The 15,598-nt window shown below is 69.8% G+C and carries 14 protein-coding genes; 2 read left to right on the top strand and 12 right to left on the bottom strand.

The window, feature by feature from the left end; all coding sequences use genetic code 11:
• The first annotated feature begins 125 nt into the window (after nucleotides 1-125).
• Nucleotides 126-1,349, top strand: a complete 1,224-nt coding sequence (locus tag ACIOTO_RS11870; protein WP_400857943.1) for a PAS domain-containing protein — start codon at nucleotides 126-128, stop codon at nucleotides 1,347-1,349.
• A gap of 91 nt (nucleotides 1,350-1,440) precedes the next feature.
• Nucleotides 1,441-3,015 (top strand): AMP-binding protein, encoded by a 1,575-nt coding sequence (locus ACIOTO_RS11865; RefSeq protein WP_400857942.1) that lies wholly within the window; start codon nucleotides 1,441-1,443, stop codon nucleotides 3,013-3,015.
• 35 nt (nucleotides 3,016-3,050) lie between these two features.
• On the opposite strand, the gene ACIOTO_RS11860 is transcribed toward ACIOTO_RS11865, so the two are convergent.
• From ACIOTO_RS11860 to ACIOTO_RS11805, 12 genes are all read right to left on the bottom strand, one after another.
• Nucleotides 3,051-4,484, bottom strand: a complete 1,434-nt coding sequence (locus ACIOTO_RS11860) for an FAD-dependent oxidoreductase (RefSeq protein WP_400857941.1) — start codon at nucleotides 4,482-4,484, stop codon at nucleotides 3,051-3,053.
• Nucleotides 4,481-4,762 carry a 2Fe-2S iron-sulfur cluster-binding protein gene (locus ACIOTO_RS11855; RefSeq protein WP_400857940.1) on the bottom strand — a complete coding sequence of 94 codons (282 nt, stop codon included), beginning with the start codon at nucleotides 4,760-4,762 and terminating at the stop codon, nucleotides 4,481-4,483. Before ACIOTO_RS11855 ends, ACIOTO_RS11860 begins: the two co-directional genes overlap by 4 nt.
• Nucleotides 4,759-5,931, bottom strand: a complete 1,173-nt coding sequence (locus tag ACIOTO_RS11850) for an FAD-binding oxidoreductase (protein ID WP_262001574.1) — start codon at nucleotides 5,929-5,931, stop codon at nucleotides 4,759-4,761. The genes ACIOTO_RS11855 and ACIOTO_RS11850 overlap by 4 nt, the downstream gene beginning before the upstream one ends.
• A 2-nt stretch (nucleotides 5,932-5,933) precedes the next feature.
• Nucleotides 5,934-6,863: a dihydrodipicolinate synthase family protein gene (locus tag ACIOTO_RS11845; RefSeq protein ID WP_105710433.1), complete on the bottom strand. Its 930-nt coding sequence runs from the start codon at nucleotides 6,861-6,863 to the stop codon at nucleotides 5,934-5,936.
• A 29-nt stretch (nucleotides 6,864-6,892) separates the two neighbouring features.
• The gene (locus ACIOTO_RS11840) at nucleotides 6,893-7,282 is read right to left on the bottom strand and encodes a nuclear transport factor 2 family protein (RefSeq protein WP_372469116.1); all 390 of its coding nucleotides are present in this window, start codon (nucleotides 7,280-7,282) and stop codon (nucleotides 6,893-6,895) included.
• Nucleotides 7,279-8,973 carry a DUF885 domain-containing protein gene (locus ACIOTO_RS11835; protein WP_400857939.1) on the bottom strand — a complete coding sequence of 565 codons (1,695 nt, stop codon included), beginning with the start codon at nucleotides 8,971-8,973 and terminating at the stop codon, nucleotides 7,279-7,281. The genes ACIOTO_RS11840 and ACIOTO_RS11835 overlap by 4 nt, the downstream gene beginning before the upstream one ends.
• Entirely contained in the window at nucleotides 8,970-10,196 is a 1,227-nt protein-coding gene (locus tag ACIOTO_RS11830; protein WP_400857938.1) for an amidohydrolase family protein, read from the bottom strand. Before ACIOTO_RS11830 ends, ACIOTO_RS11835 begins: the two co-directional genes overlap by 4 nt.
• Complete coding sequence (locus tag ACIOTO_RS11825; RefSeq protein WP_400857936.1) at nucleotides 10,193-11,029, bottom strand: ABC transporter ATP-binding protein; 837 nt, start codon at nucleotides 11,027-11,029, stop codon at nucleotides 10,193-10,195. The genes ACIOTO_RS11830 and ACIOTO_RS11825 overlap by 4 nt, the downstream gene beginning before the upstream one ends.
• Complete coding sequence (locus tag ACIOTO_RS11820; RefSeq protein ID WP_400857935.1) at nucleotides 11,026-11,850, bottom strand: ABC transporter ATP-binding protein; 825 nt, start codon at nucleotides 11,848-11,850, stop codon at nucleotides 11,026-11,028. The genes ACIOTO_RS11825 and ACIOTO_RS11820 overlap by 4 nt, the downstream gene beginning before the upstream one ends.
• Complete coding sequence (locus tag ACIOTO_RS11815) at nucleotides 11,847-12,752, bottom strand: ABC transporter permease (protein ID WP_091029577.1); 906 nt, start codon at nucleotides 12,750-12,752, stop codon at nucleotides 11,847-11,849. Before ACIOTO_RS11815 ends, ACIOTO_RS11820 begins: the two co-directional genes overlap by 4 nt.
• On the bottom strand, nucleotides 12,749-13,771 hold the full coding sequence (locus tag ACIOTO_RS11810; protein ID WP_400857934.1) for an ABC transporter permease: 1,023 nt from the start codon (nucleotides 13,769-13,771) through the stop codon (nucleotides 12,749-12,751). Before ACIOTO_RS11810 ends, ACIOTO_RS11815 begins: the two co-directional genes overlap by 4 nt.
• Before the next feature lie 80 nt (nucleotides 13,772-13,851).
• The gene (locus ACIOTO_RS11805; RefSeq protein WP_400857933.1) at nucleotides 13,852-15,450 is read right to left on the bottom strand and encodes an ABC transporter substrate-binding protein; all 1,599 of its coding nucleotides are present in this window, start codon (nucleotides 15,448-15,450) and stop codon (nucleotides 13,852-13,854) included.
• Nucleotides 15,451-15,598 lie beyond the last annotated feature (148 nt).

Below are 15,598 nucleotides of genomic sequence, written 5' to 3'. Positions count from 1 at the left end.
CCCTGTGAGGACGGATGGCCGCGCTCAAGCTTCGGAAACCATTGGTCGGAGTTTCGGAACTATTGGTCGGAGACGGTGTCGTCCCCCCGCTCGCGAGGCCGGGGACGACGCGTGAGAATGGGGAGGTGGTGGCCTCGAAGATGACGCTCCGCGTGCAGCTCCTCGTGCTGCAGGCGCTGATCGTGTTCCTGGTGACCCTGGCGACCGGCATCGTGGCCGGTGCGTTCCAGGAGCAGGCTCTCCGCGAGGCCTACAAGGACCGGATGCAGGCCGTGGCCCAGTCGGTGGCCGCACTGCCGACCGTCCTCGACGCCTTCGACGATGCGGAGCCCTCGACCACCATCCAGCCGATCGCCGAGGTCATCCGCGAGGCATCCGACCTCGCGTACGTCGTCGTGGCCGACGAGGACGGCATCCGCTACTCGCACCCGAATCCGGAGCGCATCGGGGAGAAGGTGTCCACCGACCCCTCGATCCCCCTCTCCGGCGAGGTCTACGTGGGCACGCAGACCGGAACACTCGGCACGTCCTGGCGGGTCAAGGTCCCGATCCGCGACGACGACGGCACCGTCATCGGCACCGCGTCGGTCGGGATCCTCGAATCGGAGCTCAACGAGGAGTTCACCGCGAATCTGGTCTGGCTGATCTCGGCGATGCTCGCGGCCGCGGTGTTCGGGGTGTTCGGTTCGGCATGGGTGACGTCGATCATCCGTCGTCGGATCTACGGGCTCGAGCCCCATCAGATCGCCGCGCTCGTGAAGAACCAGGAGACCACACTGCACGGGCTCAGCGAAGGCGTGATCTCGGTGGACGGAGCGGGACGGATCACCCTGGTCAACGACGCGGCCGCGCGCTTCCTCGGCCGGGATGCCGCCGACCTCGACGGTGCCTCGGCCGCGGAGGTGCTGGGCGACGAATTGACGACCGTGCTCCGCGAGGGCGAGGCGGCCGGGCGGCCCGTGATCGTCGGCTCGCACGTGCTAGTCGCCCGGAGCACCGGCAGCGACGCGGACGGCGGCGAGATCGGAGCGACTCTGCTGCTCCGGGATCACACGGAGCTCCACGACGTCGTCCGCCGCGTCGAGGCCGCGGACGCGATCATCGCGTTCCGTCAGCGCTTCGGCGTTCCCAAGGGGCTCAGCGCCGAGACGCTCGATCGCGTGGTCGCGGCACTCGCGGCCCGCCCCGATGCCTCGGCGACCGAGATCGGGGATGACCTCGCCATCTCCCGGGTCAGCGCGCGACGCTACCTCGAGCACCTCGCGAGCGCCGGTCGAGCGATCCGCACGCTCGACTATTCGACGAAGGGTCGGCCGAGCACGCGGTACCGGCTGCACGGCGCGGTCTGACCTCTTCCGAGCCCTGGGACTCGGTGCCGTTGTATGCGACACTGGATCGCATTCGACGACGACGTCGGCATCCCGGATCGAAGGAGATCTCATGGTTCGCAGCGCCTACCCCGATGTGGAGATCCCCGAGGTCTCCATCCACGAGTTCCTCTTCGGCGGGCTCGACGAGACCGAGCTCGACTCGATCGCGCTCATCGACGGAGCGAGCGGGGCGACGACCAGCTACCGGCAGCTCGTCGGACAGATCGACCTCTTCGCGGGAGCCCTCGCCGCCCGCGGGGTGGGTGTGGGGACCACGGTCGGGGTGCTGTGCCCGAACATCCCCGCGTTCGCGACGGTGTTCCACGGCATCCTCCGCGCGGGGGCGACGGCGACGACCATCAACTCCCTCTACACGGCGGAGGAGATCGCGAATCAGCTCGCCGATGCGGGGGCGACGTGGCTCGTGACCGTCTCACCACTGCTCCCCGGGGCTCTGGCGGCCGCGGAGAAGCTCGGCCTCTCGGCCGATCACGTGATCGTCCTCGACGGAGTGGAGGGCCATCCCTCGCTGCCGGCCCTGCTGGGCGAAGGGCATCACGCACCCGAGGTGTCGTTCGATCCGGCGACGCACCTCGCCGTCCTGCCCTACTCCTCCGGCACGACCGGGCGACCCAAGGGCGTGATGCTCACGCATCGGAACCTCGTGGCCAACGTGTCGCAGTGCCGGCCCGTTCTCGGTGTCACGGCGAGCGATCGGCTCCTCGCCGTGCTCCCCTTCTTCCACATCTACGGGATGACCGTGCTGCTGAACTTCGCGCTCCGCCAGCGCGCCGGACTCGTCACGATGCCGAAGTTCGATCTGCCCGAGTTCCTCCGCATCATCGCGGAGCACCGCACGACCTGGGTGTTCGTCGCGCCCCCGATCGCCGTCGCACTGGCCAAGCATCCGATCGTCGACCAGTACGATCTCTCGCCGGTGAAGGTGGTCTTCTCCGGCGCCGCTCCCCTCGACGGCGCGCTGGCGTCTGCGGTGGCGAGCCGGCTCGACTGCATCGTCACCCAGGGGTACGGCATGACCGAGACCAGCCCGGCCGTGAACCTCACCTCCGAGACCCGCGACGACATCGACCGCTCCGCCATCGGCCCACTCGTGCCCAACACCGAGGCACGACTGGTCGATCCGGAATCGGGCGAGGACGTGCCGGTGCCCGCCGAGGGCGCCAGCGAACCGGGCGAGCTGTGGGTGCGCGGGCCGCAGGTCATGGTCGGATACCTCAATCGCCCCGATGCCACCGCCGAGATGCTCGACGCCGACGGCTGGCTGCACACGGGCGATGTCGCGACCGTCACCCCCGACGGCATCTATCGCATCGTCGACCGGCTCAAGGAGCTCATCAAGTACAAGGGGTACCAGGTCGCCCCCGCCGTATTGGAGGCGGTGCTGCTCGAACACCCTGCCATCGCCGACGCCGCCGTGATCGGCGCCCTCGACGAAGACGGCCAGGAGGTGCCGAAGGCTTTCGTCGTGCGGCAGCCGGATGCCGACCTCGGCGCGGATGCGGTCATGGTGCACGTCGCGGCCCATGTGGCCCCGCACGAGAAGGTGCGACAGGTCGAGTTCATCGAGGTGATCCCGAAGTCGAGCTCCGGGAAGATCCTCCGCAAGGATCTGCGGGTCCGCTGACGCCGTGGTCGGCGCCCACCGGGCGCCGACCGCGATCAGTCCGCGTCGAGGAGATCGGCGTACGTCTGCAGGGACACCGGCTTGACGGGCAGCTGAGCGGCGAAGCGACCGGCGTCGGCGACCGTCCCCCCGCGCGCCGCGGCGACCGCACCGGCCACGGTCGTCTCGCAGTAGCGACCCTGGCAGGGGCCCATACCCGTCCGACAGCTCAGTTTGACCGCATCCACGGTGTCGGCATGCCGGTTCGCCTGCAGGAATCCGTCGATGTCCGATCGCGGGATCCCTTCGCACCGACAGACCGTCGTCGCCGGGGAGGCGAGCGCTGTGAGGCCGGGTCGCTCGGGCGCGAACATCCGCTGCACGACCGCGGCGAACCGTCGGGAGCGGCGCAGGTCCCGTTCGATCGCGCGAGCACGGATGGCGTCGACGGGCCTGCCGAGACCGGCGGCGATCGCCGCCGCAGCCGCGGCCCCCTCCGCCCGTGACTGCTCGGCCCCGGAGACACCGGTAGGCTCGCCCGCGACGAAGACTCCGGGCAGGCCCGTCTCGAAGTTCCCGTCGACGTCCACCAGCCATCCGCCGGCAGCGGAGTCCCATCGCACCGGGCATCCGAGCTGACGCGCGAGCTCGGTGGAGGCCTGAAAACCGTACCCGAGGACGACGGTCCGCGCCGGGACCTCGCGCTCGGGTCCGCGCACGCGCCACGCCCGGTCGGCCTTCGCCAGTCGGATGCCACTCACACCACCGTCGCCGACGATCGCCGTGGGGACCGTCGACGTCGTGATGCGCACTCCGTGCCGCACGAGGGTCAGCACGCAGCCTGCCAGCTCGGCCAGCAGGCGCACATGCCCGGGCACGGCCGGAGCGGCGAGGAACAGCTCGCGCACGGAGGGCAGTCCGCGGGCGAAGACCACCTCCGTCACCTCAGCCCCCGAACGGACCAGCTGGGCGGCCACGATCAGCATCAGCGGATGCGAACCCGCCAGCACGACCGGACCCGCTGCGCGCACGTGCTGTGCCTTCAGGAGTCCCTGTGCCGCGCCGGCCATCAGCACGCCAGGCATCGTCCATCCGGGGATCGCCACCGGCATGTCGTAGGCGCCGGTGGCGACGAGCAGCCTCCGCGCGTGCGCGCGCCGCGAACCCTGAGGGCCCGTGACCAGCACCTCGAAGTCGTCGCGCCCGGTCGAGCGCGCATCGAGCACGCCGAACACGGTCGACTCGAACCACCAGTCGATGCCGGTCGCCGCGGCGGCATCCGCGAGCAGATCCGCCGCCCAGGGATACCCGACCGGAGACCGCACCGGCTCGTCGAACTCGGTGGGCGGCTGACGGAAGATCTGTCCCCCGGCGGCGCGCTGCTCGTCGATCACGAGCGTCCGGAGACCCTGCGCATGCGCCTGCAGCGCCGCGGCCAGACCGGCCGGTCCTGCCCCGACGATCGCGAGGTCGTAGAGGTCGGCGCTCATGCGTCGGTCCGCACGTTCATGCCATCGCGGACGGTGGTCAGACAGGTCCGCGTCATCGGCACGCCGTCGACCGTGATCGCGCACTCGAAGCAGGTGCCCATGTTGCACAGCGGCGCGCGCTGCTCGCCGCCCCGCCGAGCGAAGCACCGCTCGCCCTCGGCCAGCATCGCCGCCGCCACGGTCTCCCCCGCCGCAGCGCGCACGGACCGACCGTCCACGACGAAGGACACATCCAGTCGCCGCGGCACCGCGCGATAGGCGAGGGGCTGGTCGTTCATGCCATGACTCCGAATCTGTCCGGGGCGTAGGGCCGCAGGTCGATGTGGGGTGTGCGACCGGCGGCCAGGTCGCAGAGGGAACGGGCGAAGCTCGGCCCGAGCGTGAAGGCCGATCCGCCGGTGGCCACGAACATCCCCGGGCATCCGGGCACCTCTCCCACGAGTGGCAGCTGATCCGGCGTGACCGTCGTGGTCCCCGCCCAGGACCGCACGATGGGCAGTCGGGCTGTGCCCGGCACCACGCCGATCGCCGCGCGGGCGTTGCCCACGATGGACTCCGGGAGAAGGCGAGGACGCGTCTCCAGGTCCGGGGAGCCCGCGCGGCGGCTGAGTGCTGCCGGCCACCCCCCGCCGATCAGCACCGTGCCGTCCTTCGTCTGCTTGAGCGAGAGCTTGGCGCCGGCGTGCTGGATCAGGTGTCCGATGAAGGGCTCGACCGGCGCGCTCACGCTCATCATGAGAGCCAGCGGGATGGTCGGCAGGTCCGCCCCGGCGAGGGCACCCACGTCCGTGGTCCACACCCCCGCGGCGATCATCACCGTGTCGGCGTGGATGCTCAACGTCGAATCCGGACCGGCGGCGGTCACCTTCCAGCCGCGCGCGTCGCGCTCGAGCCCGGTCACACGGGTGTGCGTGCGGACTTCTGCGCCGAGCTTCACGGCACCCCGCACCAGAGCGGGTCCCGCGGTGCGCGTCTCGGCCTTGCCCTCGATCGGACAGAAGGCGGCCGCGAGCACCGACTCCGACAGGTAGGGCGCGATGCGCCGCGCCTCATCACCGTCGAGGAGGGTGACATCCAGCCCCCACTCCTGCTCGAGACCGACCTTGCGTTCGAGCACCGCGACCTGCTCCGCCGTCTCGGCGAGCATGAAGCCGCCGCGCTGCACGACACCGACCGATTCGCCCAGCTCATCTCCCAGCCGCGTCCAGGCCTCGGCGGCGTCCAGATGCAGGGGCATGGCTGCGGCGGCGGTGCGCGCCGACTCCCACCCGTTCTCGACCATCCGATACTCGAGCTGGAAGTGCAGGCTGCCGGCGTTCTGGCCGGAGGCGTGCTGGTTCAACTGGTCTTTCTCCAGCAGCAGTACGGAGGCGCCCTCGCGTGCCAGCATCCAGGTCAGTGCCCCGCCGAGCAGGCCACCGCCGATGACGACCGCGTCGTACCGCATGCTCACGACAACGGCACGGTCGCGATGCCGAGCCCCTCCAGCGTGGTGCGGACACGGTCCACCTGCTCGGTCGAGAGTTCGAGCAGGGGGCGGCGGACGAAACCGGCCGGAACGCCCTGCAACCGAAGGGCGGTCTTCATGATCGCCTGCTGGTTTCCGAACTGCGCGCCGTAGTCCGGCCCGAACCAGCTGGTCATGACCACGCGATCACGAGCGCCGAGTTCGATCGCCCGCGCCCGATCCCCCGCGGCGAGCGCATCCCAGAAGCCGGGGTGGTCGTTGCCGAGCGGGGCTCCGGAGCCCATGAGACCGTCTCCGTGACCGAGCGTCGCGAGGTCGGCTCCGAGCGCGTTCGTCGGGACGCCGAAGTAGCGCACGCGATCCTCCACGAGATACATGGCGTCGAGGAAAGCCCGGAAGTCGCCGGTGGAGTTCTTGATCGCCACGACGTTCTCGATGTCGGCCAGTTCGCTCAGGAGGTCCGGGCTCAGGTCGACGATGCAGCCGCGCGGCCAGTTGTACACGGTGACGGGGAGCGATGTGCCGTCGGAGACCTCCTGGTAGAAGGCCACGATCTCCTCGCGGGTGGGCACCATGTAGGGCGGCGGCGTCACGAGGATGCCGTCGAGCCCGGCCTCCTCCGCCGCGTGCGCGTGCCGGATCGCCTCGGCCGCCGTGAACGCGTTGCAGCCGCCGATCACGCGCATGTCCGCGCGGAACCGGCCGCCGAGTGCGAACAGCTCTGCCCGTTCGGCCTCGGTCATGCTGAACCACTCGCCGGAGGTGCCGGCGAGGATGACGCCGTGCATCCCCTGCGCGGCCAGCCACTGCATCTGCCCTTCGAACGCGACGGGGTCCAGCTCCCCCTCGCGCGTGAACGGGGTGGTGATCGCCGGGATGTACCCGTGCCAGTCGACGGTGTTGCGGTCCATCTGTCTCTCCTTGCTCCGACTCGTGCGACTCACTCGACCGGCATGTCCTGGGCGTGGTGGTGCACGATCCGCCATCCGTCGGCGTCACGACGCACCACATCCGTGACGCGCACGACCTCGACCAGCGGCTCGCCCGCCGCAGGGCGCACCTCGAGCACGTACCGGATCACCCCGGTGTCACCGAAGTCGCTCGTGACGATGCCGGTCGGCACGACGCTCGGCAGGGTCCGCCGGCGCTCTTCGGGGTCGGCGGCGGGCCCCCGCAGCTCGTCGAGTTCGGTGATGCCGTGCATGAGCGTCGGCCAGGGCGTCTCCCACACCGTCACGTCGTCGGCGAGGCGCGCATCGAACGCGGCACGGTCGGCGAGGTCCTGGTACAGGTCGACGATGAAGTGCTCGAGTTCGGCGGTGGTGGTCATGCGTGTTCCTTCGTCAGATCCTGCAGCAGACGCTCGCGCAGCGGCGCGAGCCCCATCGGTCCGAGCGCGAGGGCCCGGGTGTGGAAGTCGAGAGTGGATGCGGTGCTCGCCGTGCGTGCCTCGGCCCAGAGCTTCGCGCCGACCTTGAACGCCAGGGCTTGGCCCGGCCAGCCGAGGTAGCGGTCCACCTCGAACCTCGCGGTCACGGGGTCGACGAGGCCGTAGTGCACCAGGAAGTCGCGGGCGATCGCCGGCGTCCACTCCGTCTGGTCGGTGACTTCGTTGCGTCGCAGCGGCCGGCCGGTGTGCAGCCCGATGTCGGCGACGATGCGCACCGTGCGCCACAGCTGTCCGAGCAGCATCCCCAGCCGTTCCGGGGCATCTCGCAGCAGGCCCAGCTCGTCCGACAGCGCCTCCGAGTAGTGCGCCCAGCCCTCGGCATACCCGTGGATCTCGCAGAGGTAGCGCTGCCAGGGGTGCAGGGACGCATTGGCCCGGTTCAGCGCATGCTCGAGGTGGTGGCCGGGGACGCCCTCATGGTGGAGACTCGTGAGCTCCTGCCAGGTCGGCACCGACGTCGCTCCGGCGGGGATCGTCCAGACGATCTTGCTGCGCACCGAGCCGTCGGGCGCACCGGGCGTGTAGTAGACGACGCCCTTCGCGGCCCGCGGAACGACGAGGTCGACATCGCGCACGTCCGCGGGCAGCGTGAAGGCCGTGCCGTCGACCCGATCCAGGGTCCAGTCCAGGCGATCACGCAACCAGCCGATGACAGCGTCCGCATCGACGCGGTGCCCGGGGTCCTGCGCGAGCGCGCGAGCGGCGACGGAGACGTCTGCCCGCGCGCCGGTGCCGAGGATCTCCCCCGCGACGCCGCGCGCCTGCCGCCACAGCCGATCGAGTTCGTGCCAGCCGTAGTCGTACACCTCGTCGAGGTCGAGCTCGGTGCCGAGGAAGCTCTGCGCGGTCGCGCGATAGACGCTCTCACCGACGGCATCCTGCCGTGGCGCATGGGGCAGCAGTTCGTCGCGCAGCATCCGCTCGAACCCCGCCATCGCGTCGGTCGCCGCGAGTGCCGCACGATCCAGAGCGCTGCGGCGGGAGGTGGACAGGTCTGTCGCGCGGAGGGAGCGGAAGTAGTCGACCCCATCCGGATCGATCCAGCTCGCGATCTGATCCGCGACCTCGCGCACCTGCCGTTCCGCGGCGATGCCGGTGCCGATGAACTCGCCCCGCTCCCCCGCCGCACGCGCCCACTTCAGGCGGTCGTCGAGCTCGGTCAGCGCCCGGGGCACCCCCGACAGGCGGGTGATGATCTCGTCGCCGGCGGCGTCATCCGTGACGGTGACGTCGTCGAACGCCTCGCGCACCAGATGCACCGGGGTCGCCAGCGGTGCGAGCAGCCGTGCGGTGAAACCGGTGTCGAACAGGGCGATGTCGCTGTCCATGCGTTCCCGAAGAGCGGCGTGCAGCGCGGCATCCGCGGTCGTCGGTTCGACGGTCGCCAGGGCGTCGCGCGTGCGCACGGCGAGCGCGCGGCGTTCGACCGCCCACTCGGCGCTGAGATCGGGCAGTCGATCCAGCGCGGTGACGCCGAGCGCCTGCGCAGCGGCCGGCTCGTGGTCGGCGAGTGTCGCGACGTACTCGTCGGCGATGCGCACGGTCGAGGTGCCCGAGGTCGGGGTGTTCACCGTCCGGCCCGGTCGTCCCGCAGCACGGCGCCGCCCTGCATGACCCAGTCGATTCCGCGCAGCGCAGCCACATCCGCTGTCGGATCCGCGTCCGTGGCGATGAAGTCCGCTCGCGCACCGACCTCGACGACGCCGAGGTCGTCAGCTCCGAGCAGCTCCGCCGCGTACGAGGTGGCCGAGCGCATGACGTCCAGCGAGGTCATGCCCGCGTCGACCATGAACTCCATCTCGCGCACCGTCGCGGTCGTGCCGTCGAAGTCCGCGGCGGGAGGCATGTCGGTGCCCATCGCGATGCGCACCCCGCTCGCGATCGCGTTCTCGAGGCTCTCCCAGTGACGCGGGCCCGCACCGAGCGCGCGCTCCTTCATCCAGGAGGGCACACCCTGCGCATCGAAGAACTCCTGGCACCGGCTGACCGTGATGGTAGGCACGTACCAGACGCCGCGCTCGCTCATCAGATCGGTGACCTCGCGGGTGAGCTCGTAGCCGTGCTCGACGCAGTCAAGGCCGAGTTCGATGGCGCGCCGCAACGTCTCGGACGGCCCGACGTGCGCGGTGACCTTGCGGCCCCAGTCATGCGCGGTCTGGATGACGGCGGCCATCTCGTCGTCGGTCAGCTGCGGGGTGTCGATCTGCTCGTGCTCCCCCGCGATCCCGCCCGAGATGCAGACCTTGATCAGGTCGGCGCCGTGACGGATCTGCAGGCGCGTCAGCCGACGCAGGTCGTCGGCGCCGTCGCCCTCCAGTGCGTCGGACTCCCACCCGTGCCCACCGGTGCAGCACAGTGCGTGTCCGGCGGTGTACAGCCGTGGGCCCGCGATGATCCCGGCGTCGATGCCGCGGCGCAGGGCGAAGTCGAGGTAGCGGCTCTCGCCGACCAGCCGCGCGGTGGTGACGCCGGCATGCAGGGTGCGTCGGGCGCTGTCGGCCATCACCAGCAGCAGGTCGGGGTCGCCCTTGGAGGCGATCTCCGCCCCGGCGGTCCCGGGCAACGCGAGCCCCAGGTGCACGTGCATGTTGATCAGCCCCGGGCTGAGGATCCGGCCGGCCAGGTCGATGACCCGTGCGTCGCCGGCGTCGAGGGTGCCGGTGGCGCCGAGCCCCGCGATCACTCCGTCGGCGTCGACGAGGACGTCGAGCCCGTCCCGCAGGTGCTCGGAGCGCCCGTCGAAGATGCGGGCTCCGGTGAGGAGGACACGGCGGTCCTCGGCGATGGTGATCATGCTTCTCCTCCCGTGGCGGGGGCCGCGACGGCCTCCGCGAGGTCTTCTTCTCTGCCCGGCAGCCGCTTCGTCGGGCCGATCTCCGGGATGGCATCGATGAGGCGCTGCGTGTACGGGTGCTCTGCGTGCTGCCACAGCTGTTCGCTGGGCCCGCGCTCGATGATCTCACCCGCGTACATCACGGCCGTCTCGTCGGCGATGGCCCGCACCAACGACAGGTCGTGCGAGATGAACAGCATCGCCATGCCGAGTTCGCGGACGAGGCCCTGCAGCAGCTCGACGATCTGCGCCGACGAGAAGGCATCGAGGGCCGTGACCGGCTCATCGGCGACGATCACGCTGGGCTGGGCGGCGAGCGCACGGGCGATCGCGAGCCGTTGCCGTTGACCACCCGAGAACTGGGTCGGGTAGCGAGAGGCGGCCGACTCGTCGAGTCCGACCAGTCGCAGCAGTCGCGATACCTCGGCAGCACGGGCGGATCGCTCCAGCGCATCGGGAGCACCATCCAGCAGCTGCGCTCCGATCGAGCGACGTGGACTCAGCGAGGCGTACGGGTTCTGGAACACCATCTGCAACCCGCGGTCGCGGCTCGGGCGGCGGCGCATCGTGAGCGGATGCAGCGGCTCTCCGTCGAAGCGCACCGTGCCGGAAGTCGGACGGTCGATCCCCACGGCGACCCGGGCGAGCGACGACTTTCCGCATCCCGACTCCCCCACGAGCCCGACGATCTGGCCGCGTTCGACGGTCAGCGAGACGCCCTTCACCGCGTGTACGGGCGGGGCGCCGCGCCGGCGGTGCGTGACGACGACGTCGTCGATCTCCAACGCGCTCATCGTGCGCCTCCTCGGTGGGTGCGCTGCGCGGCCAGCGACTGCGCCCTGGATGCGATCAGCGCGCGGGTGTACTCGTGCGACGGCGTGTTGAGGATCTCGTTCGTCGGACCGTGCTCGACGACGGTGCCGTCCTTGAAGATGTAGGTGCGGTCGGCGATCGCGCTCATCACCCCGAGGTCGTGCGTGATGAACAGCATCGACACTCCCGTCTCGCGCGCCAGGCGGTCGAACAGACGGAGGATGCCGGCCTGCACGGTGACGTCGAGCGCGGTGGTGGGTTCGTCGGCGATCAGCAGGCGGGGCTCGCACGCGAGCGCGATCGCGATGGCCGCGCGCTGGCGCATGCCTCCGGAGAACTGGTGCGGGTACGCCGTGATCGCCTGGTGCGGGTCGCGGATGCGCACGAGATCGAGCAGCTCGATCGCCCGCGCCTGTGCCTGCTTCTGGCTCACGCCGGTGTGGTGGATGAGGTGCTCGGTGATCTGCGTGCCGATCCGCAGCAGCGGGTGCAGTGCGGCGGTCGGGTCCTGGAACACGATCGAGATGCGGTTGCCGCGCACCTCGTTGAGCTCCCGGGTGCTGAGGGTCAGCAGGTCCCTCCCTTCGAACAGGACCCGGCCGGAGGCGGTCGCGCCCTCGGGGAGGATGCCCATGACCGCCGAGGCCGTCATGCTCTTTCCCGAGCCGCTCTCGCCGGCGAGGCCGACGACCTCACCCTGGCCGATCCGGATGCTCGTGTCGTGCACGAGCTCGATCTCGCCGTCCGGCGTCGGCATGACGACGGAGAGGTCCTCGATCGAGAGCAGCGTCGCGTCGCTCATCGCTTCCTCGCATTCCGTGAGCGGGGATCCAGGTAGTCCTGGACGGCGTCTCCCAGCAGGTTGAAGGCCATCACGATCGTGAGGATCGCGAGACCGGGGAACAGGCTGATCCACCAGTTCCCGAGGTTCTGCGAGCCGAGGGCGATCATCGCGCCCCATTCCGCAGCCGGGGGCCGGGGGCCGAGGCCGAGGAAAGAGAGCGCGGCGAGCATGAGGATGGCATTGCCGAGCTCGATCGTCGCCATCACGAGCGCGGGGCCGGCACTGTTGGGGATGACGTCCTTGACGATGGACTTCAGGGTCGTCGACCCGAGCAGGCGTCCGGAGAAGACGTATTCCTGCTCGCGCACGCTGAGCACCGAGCTGCGGATGATCCGCGCGTACAGCGGCCAGGAGACGATCACGAGGGCGAGCACGGCGTTTCCGACGCTCGGCCCGAAGGCCGCGGCGACCGCCATGGCGAGGATGATCTGCGGGAACGCGAGCACGAGGTCGGCCACGCGCATCAGCACGTTGTCCGCCGCCTTGCCGAAGTACCCGGCCGCGAGGCCGACGGTTCCGCCGACGAGCAGCGAGAACACGACGATCGCGAGGGCGAGGGGCAGCGAGAGCTGGGCACCGTAGATCACTCGGCTCAGAACGTCGCGACCGAGGTCGTCCGTCCCCATCCAGTGCGCGGCCGACGGTGCGTCCAGGAATGGCCCGCTCGTCTCGAGCGGGTCGTACGGCGCGATGACCGGGGCGAGGAGCGCCGCGAGGATCCACGCGGCGATCACGCCGAAGGAGATCACCGTCACCGGCGTCCAGAACGAGGTGCGCGGTGTGAACCGGCGGCTGCGACGGAATCCGCGACGCCGCGGCTCCTTCGCGACGGCGAGCCGGTCGGAGGACAGGATGGTCATTTCGCTCCGATCCGGGGGTCCACGATCGTGTAGAGCACGTCGACGAGGAGGTTGATCAGGGTGTAGACGACGGCGATGAACAGCGTCACGCCGAGGATCGCCTGCAGATCGAGAGAGAGGGCGCTCTTGTAGGCGTACTGACCGAGCCCCGGCCACGAGAGCACCTGCTCGACGAGCACGGCGCCACCGAGCAGCGAGGCGAACATCAGCCCGGTCACCGTGAGCACCGGAAGCAGTCCCGCTTTGAAGACGTGGCGCCAGGTGATCGTCCGCGCCGGGAGGCCCTTCGCGGTGGCGGCGCGGATGTACTCGGCGTCCAGCACCTCGATCATGGCGGAGCGCACGAAGCGCAGCAGGCCCGAGACGGTGAGCGCGGTGAGGATGCCGACGGGGAGGATGAGGTGCCAGACGGCGTCGGCGAACACGTCCCACTGCCCGGCGAACACGGCGTCCAGCGTGTACATGCCGGTGACGGTGGGCGGCGGGTCGTATTCGTTGCTGAGGCGCCCGCCGTTGGGGACGAGTCCGAGCGCGTAGAAGAAGACGTACAGCGCGACGAGCGCGAGCCAGAACGGCGGGGTGGAGAGCCCGATGAGGGACACGCCGCGGATGCCGCCGTCGATGGCCGAACCCTTGCGGGTGGCGGCGATCATGCCCAGCGCGACGGCGATGACGATCGCGAGGATCATGGCGGGCAGCGCCACCTCGAGCGTCGCGGGGATGTACTGCGCGAGGTCCTGGGTGATCGGGCGGTGGGTCTGCTGCGAGATACCGAGATCACCCTGGAAGAGGTTCGCGATGTAGCGGCCGTACTGCACCCAGATGGGCTGGTCCAGCCCCCATTTCTGCTCGAACGCGGCACGCAGCTCGGGGTCGTCGTAGGCCTGCTGCGACAGGTTCGCGGCGGCCGGGTCCCCGGGGACGATGGTCATGAGCGCGAAGGTCACGACGGTGACCCCCCAGAGGAGGATGATCGCGCTGATCAGCCGGCGGCCGATCATCTGCAGGAGGGCTGGCATTGCTCGTTCGCCTTCGGTGAGGTGGTGAGAACCGGAGGTCGGCCGCCCGACAGGAGGGACAGGCGGCCGACCGCGGCGGACTACTTCGCGGAGATGGCCGCGAGGTCGACCGTCCAGCCTGCCGGCGTGTACGACGCACCGACCAGGTTCGAGGTGGCGACGACGATGCCGGCGTTGTTCGCGAGGACCACGAAGGGCGAAGTCTCGTTCATGATCTTCTGCCAGGCGATCATCGCCTCGGCACGGCCTTCCGGCGTCACCTCGGCGTTCACGGCGTCGCTGGCCTCGACCGCGCGCGGATCTGCGCGCTCCACGGTCCATCCCGCACGGGTCGAGGTCGAGGCGCCGGGTGCCATGTTGTTCACGAGCGAGTCCGCGGCCGGGTAGTTCAGGCTGTTCGGCGAGAAGTTGATCTCGTTTTTGCCCTCGGACTGCGACTGCAGGAAGACGTTGATCGGCTCGGGCTGGAGTTCGATCTCGATTCCGGCCTTCTTCGCGTCCTGCTGCACCTTCGTGACGATGGTGCCGAGGTCGACGCCACGATAGGTGATCGCCGGGTACACCAGGTTCACCTTCGGTGCGGGGATGCCCGCCTCCTCGAGCAGCGACTTCGCCTTCTCGATGTCCTGCGGCTGCACCTCGGACTCGTCGAGCGCGCCGCCGAATGCGGGCGGAACGAGCCCGGCCGCGGCCGTCGCGCCCTCGCCGAAGATCTCGGCGATCCCCGCACCGTCGACGCTGGCACGCAGCGCCGCGAGGAACGCCGGGTTGGAGGTGATCTCCGAGACGGCGGGGTCCTGGTTCACGCTGAGGAAGTAGGAGGTGTCGGCGACCCCGGAGACCTGGAGGTCGTCAGAGAGCTCGGCCGCCTGTGGACCGGAGAGATCCAGGGCGATCTCGTCTGCCTTTGCGCGCGAGATCGTGAGCTTCTGGTTCTGGACGTCGACGTTCTGCACGACCACGCGCGAGTAGGCCGGGGCGTCGCCCCAGTAGTCCTCGTTCACCTCGAGCACGACCTTCGAGCTCGAGTCGTAGCTCTTGATCTTGTACGGACCGGAACCGAGGCTGACCTCGTCGAGCTGCGTGCCGATCGTGTCCGCGGAGGCTGCATCGGCCGCGTCGGTCGCGCCGAGCTTCTCCGCCTCCTCGGCGTTCAGGATGCTCGCCGCGGGCATCGCGAGGACGACCGGGACGTTCGGGTTCGGGGTCGGGCTGGTCACGACGACGGTGTCGTCACCGTCCGCGGCGAAGGTCAGCCCCTCGACGGTCTGGGAGGAGGACCCCTTGAGGTTCTGCAGGCGCGTGAGGCTGAACACGACGTCCTCCGCGGTCACCGCGGAGCCGTCGGCGAACGTGGCGTCCGGGTTCAACGTGAAGGTCCAGGTCGTGCCGTCGTCGGACTGCACCCACTCGCTGGCGAGTTCCGGCACGACAGTGGTGACGTCGGAGCCCTCGTACGTCACGAGCGTGTCGTACAGCGCGTGCACGATGATGTTGCCGGTCTGCTCGTAGACGAGTCCCGGGTCGAGGGTCTTCAGCACGAACGAGGTGTCGACCGTGAGGGTCCCACCGCCGCCCGAGGCTGCATTGTTCGATGAAGCTGAACAACCGGCGAGCACGAGTGCGGCGACGGCGAGAGATGAGGCCAGTGCGAGGGGTTTCGCGAAGGATGAAGTCATCGTCGATCTTCCTGTGATCAGGGGGCAGGACGCAGTAGAGTTCTGGGAAGTTGATCCGGTTGCTCGCGCGTTCGGGGGAACGGATTTCAATCTGATCGAGATTTTCAATCCGATTAAAAGATACAATCACATTGAAATCGAACATGCA

The organism is Microbacterium sp. NPDC087592, from assembly GCF_044743585.1.
Lineage (GTDB): Bacteria > Actinomycetota > Actinomycetes > Actinomycetales > Microbacteriaceae > Microbacterium.
Note: the sequence above shows the minus strand (reverse complement) of the source record. Positions and strands in the feature narration are given on the sequence as shown.

Bases quoted from the DNA above. Each gene is read 5' to 3' on its own strand.
- ACIOTO_RS11865 (WP_400857942.1), top strand. From the start codon at position 1,441: ATGGTTCGCAGCGCCTACCCCGATGTGGAGATCCCCGAGGTCTCCATC.
- ACIOTO_RS11860 (WP_400857941.1), bottom strand. From the start codon at position 4,484: ATGAGCGCCGACCTCTACGACCTCGCGATCGTCGGGGCAGGACCGGCC.
- ACIOTO_RS11855 (WP_400857940.1), bottom strand. From the start codon at position 4,762: ATGAACGACCAGCCCCTCGCCTATCGCGCGGTGCCGCGGCGACTGGAT.
- ACIOTO_RS11850 (WP_262001574.1), bottom strand. From the start codon at position 5,931: ATGCGGTACGACGCGGTCGTCATCGGCGGTGGCCTGCTCGGCGGGGCA.
- ACIOTO_RS11845 (WP_105710433.1), bottom strand. From the start codon at position 6,863: ATGGACCGCAACACCGTCGACTGGCACGGGTACATCCCGGCGATCACC.
- ACIOTO_RS11840 (WP_372469116.1), bottom strand. From the start codon at position 7,282: ATGACCACCACCGCCGAACTCGAGCACTTCATCGTCGACCTGTACCAG.
- ACIOTO_RS11830 (WP_400857938.1), bottom strand. From the start codon at position 10,196: ATGATCACCATCGCCGAGGACCGCCGTGTCCTCCTCACCGGAGCCCGC.
- ACIOTO_RS11825 (WP_400857936.1), bottom strand. From the start codon at position 11,029: ATGAGCGCGTTGGAGATCGACGACGTCGTCGTCACGCACCGCCGGCGC.
- ACIOTO_RS11820 (WP_400857935.1), bottom strand. From the start codon at position 11,850: ATGAGCGACGCGACGCTGCTCTCGATCGAGGACCTCTCCGTCGTCATG.
- ACIOTO_RS11815 (WP_091029577.1), bottom strand. From the start codon at position 12,752: ATGACCATCCTGTCCTCCGACCGGCTCGCCGTCGCGAAGGAGCCGCGG.
- ACIOTO_RS11810 (WP_400857934.1), bottom strand. From the start codon at position 13,771: ATGCCAGCCCTCCTGCAGATGATCGGCCGCCGGCTGATCAGCGCGATC.
- ACIOTO_RS11805 (WP_400857933.1), bottom strand. From the start codon at position 15,450: ATGACTTCATCCTTCGCGAAACCCCTCGCACTGGCCTCATCTCTCGCC.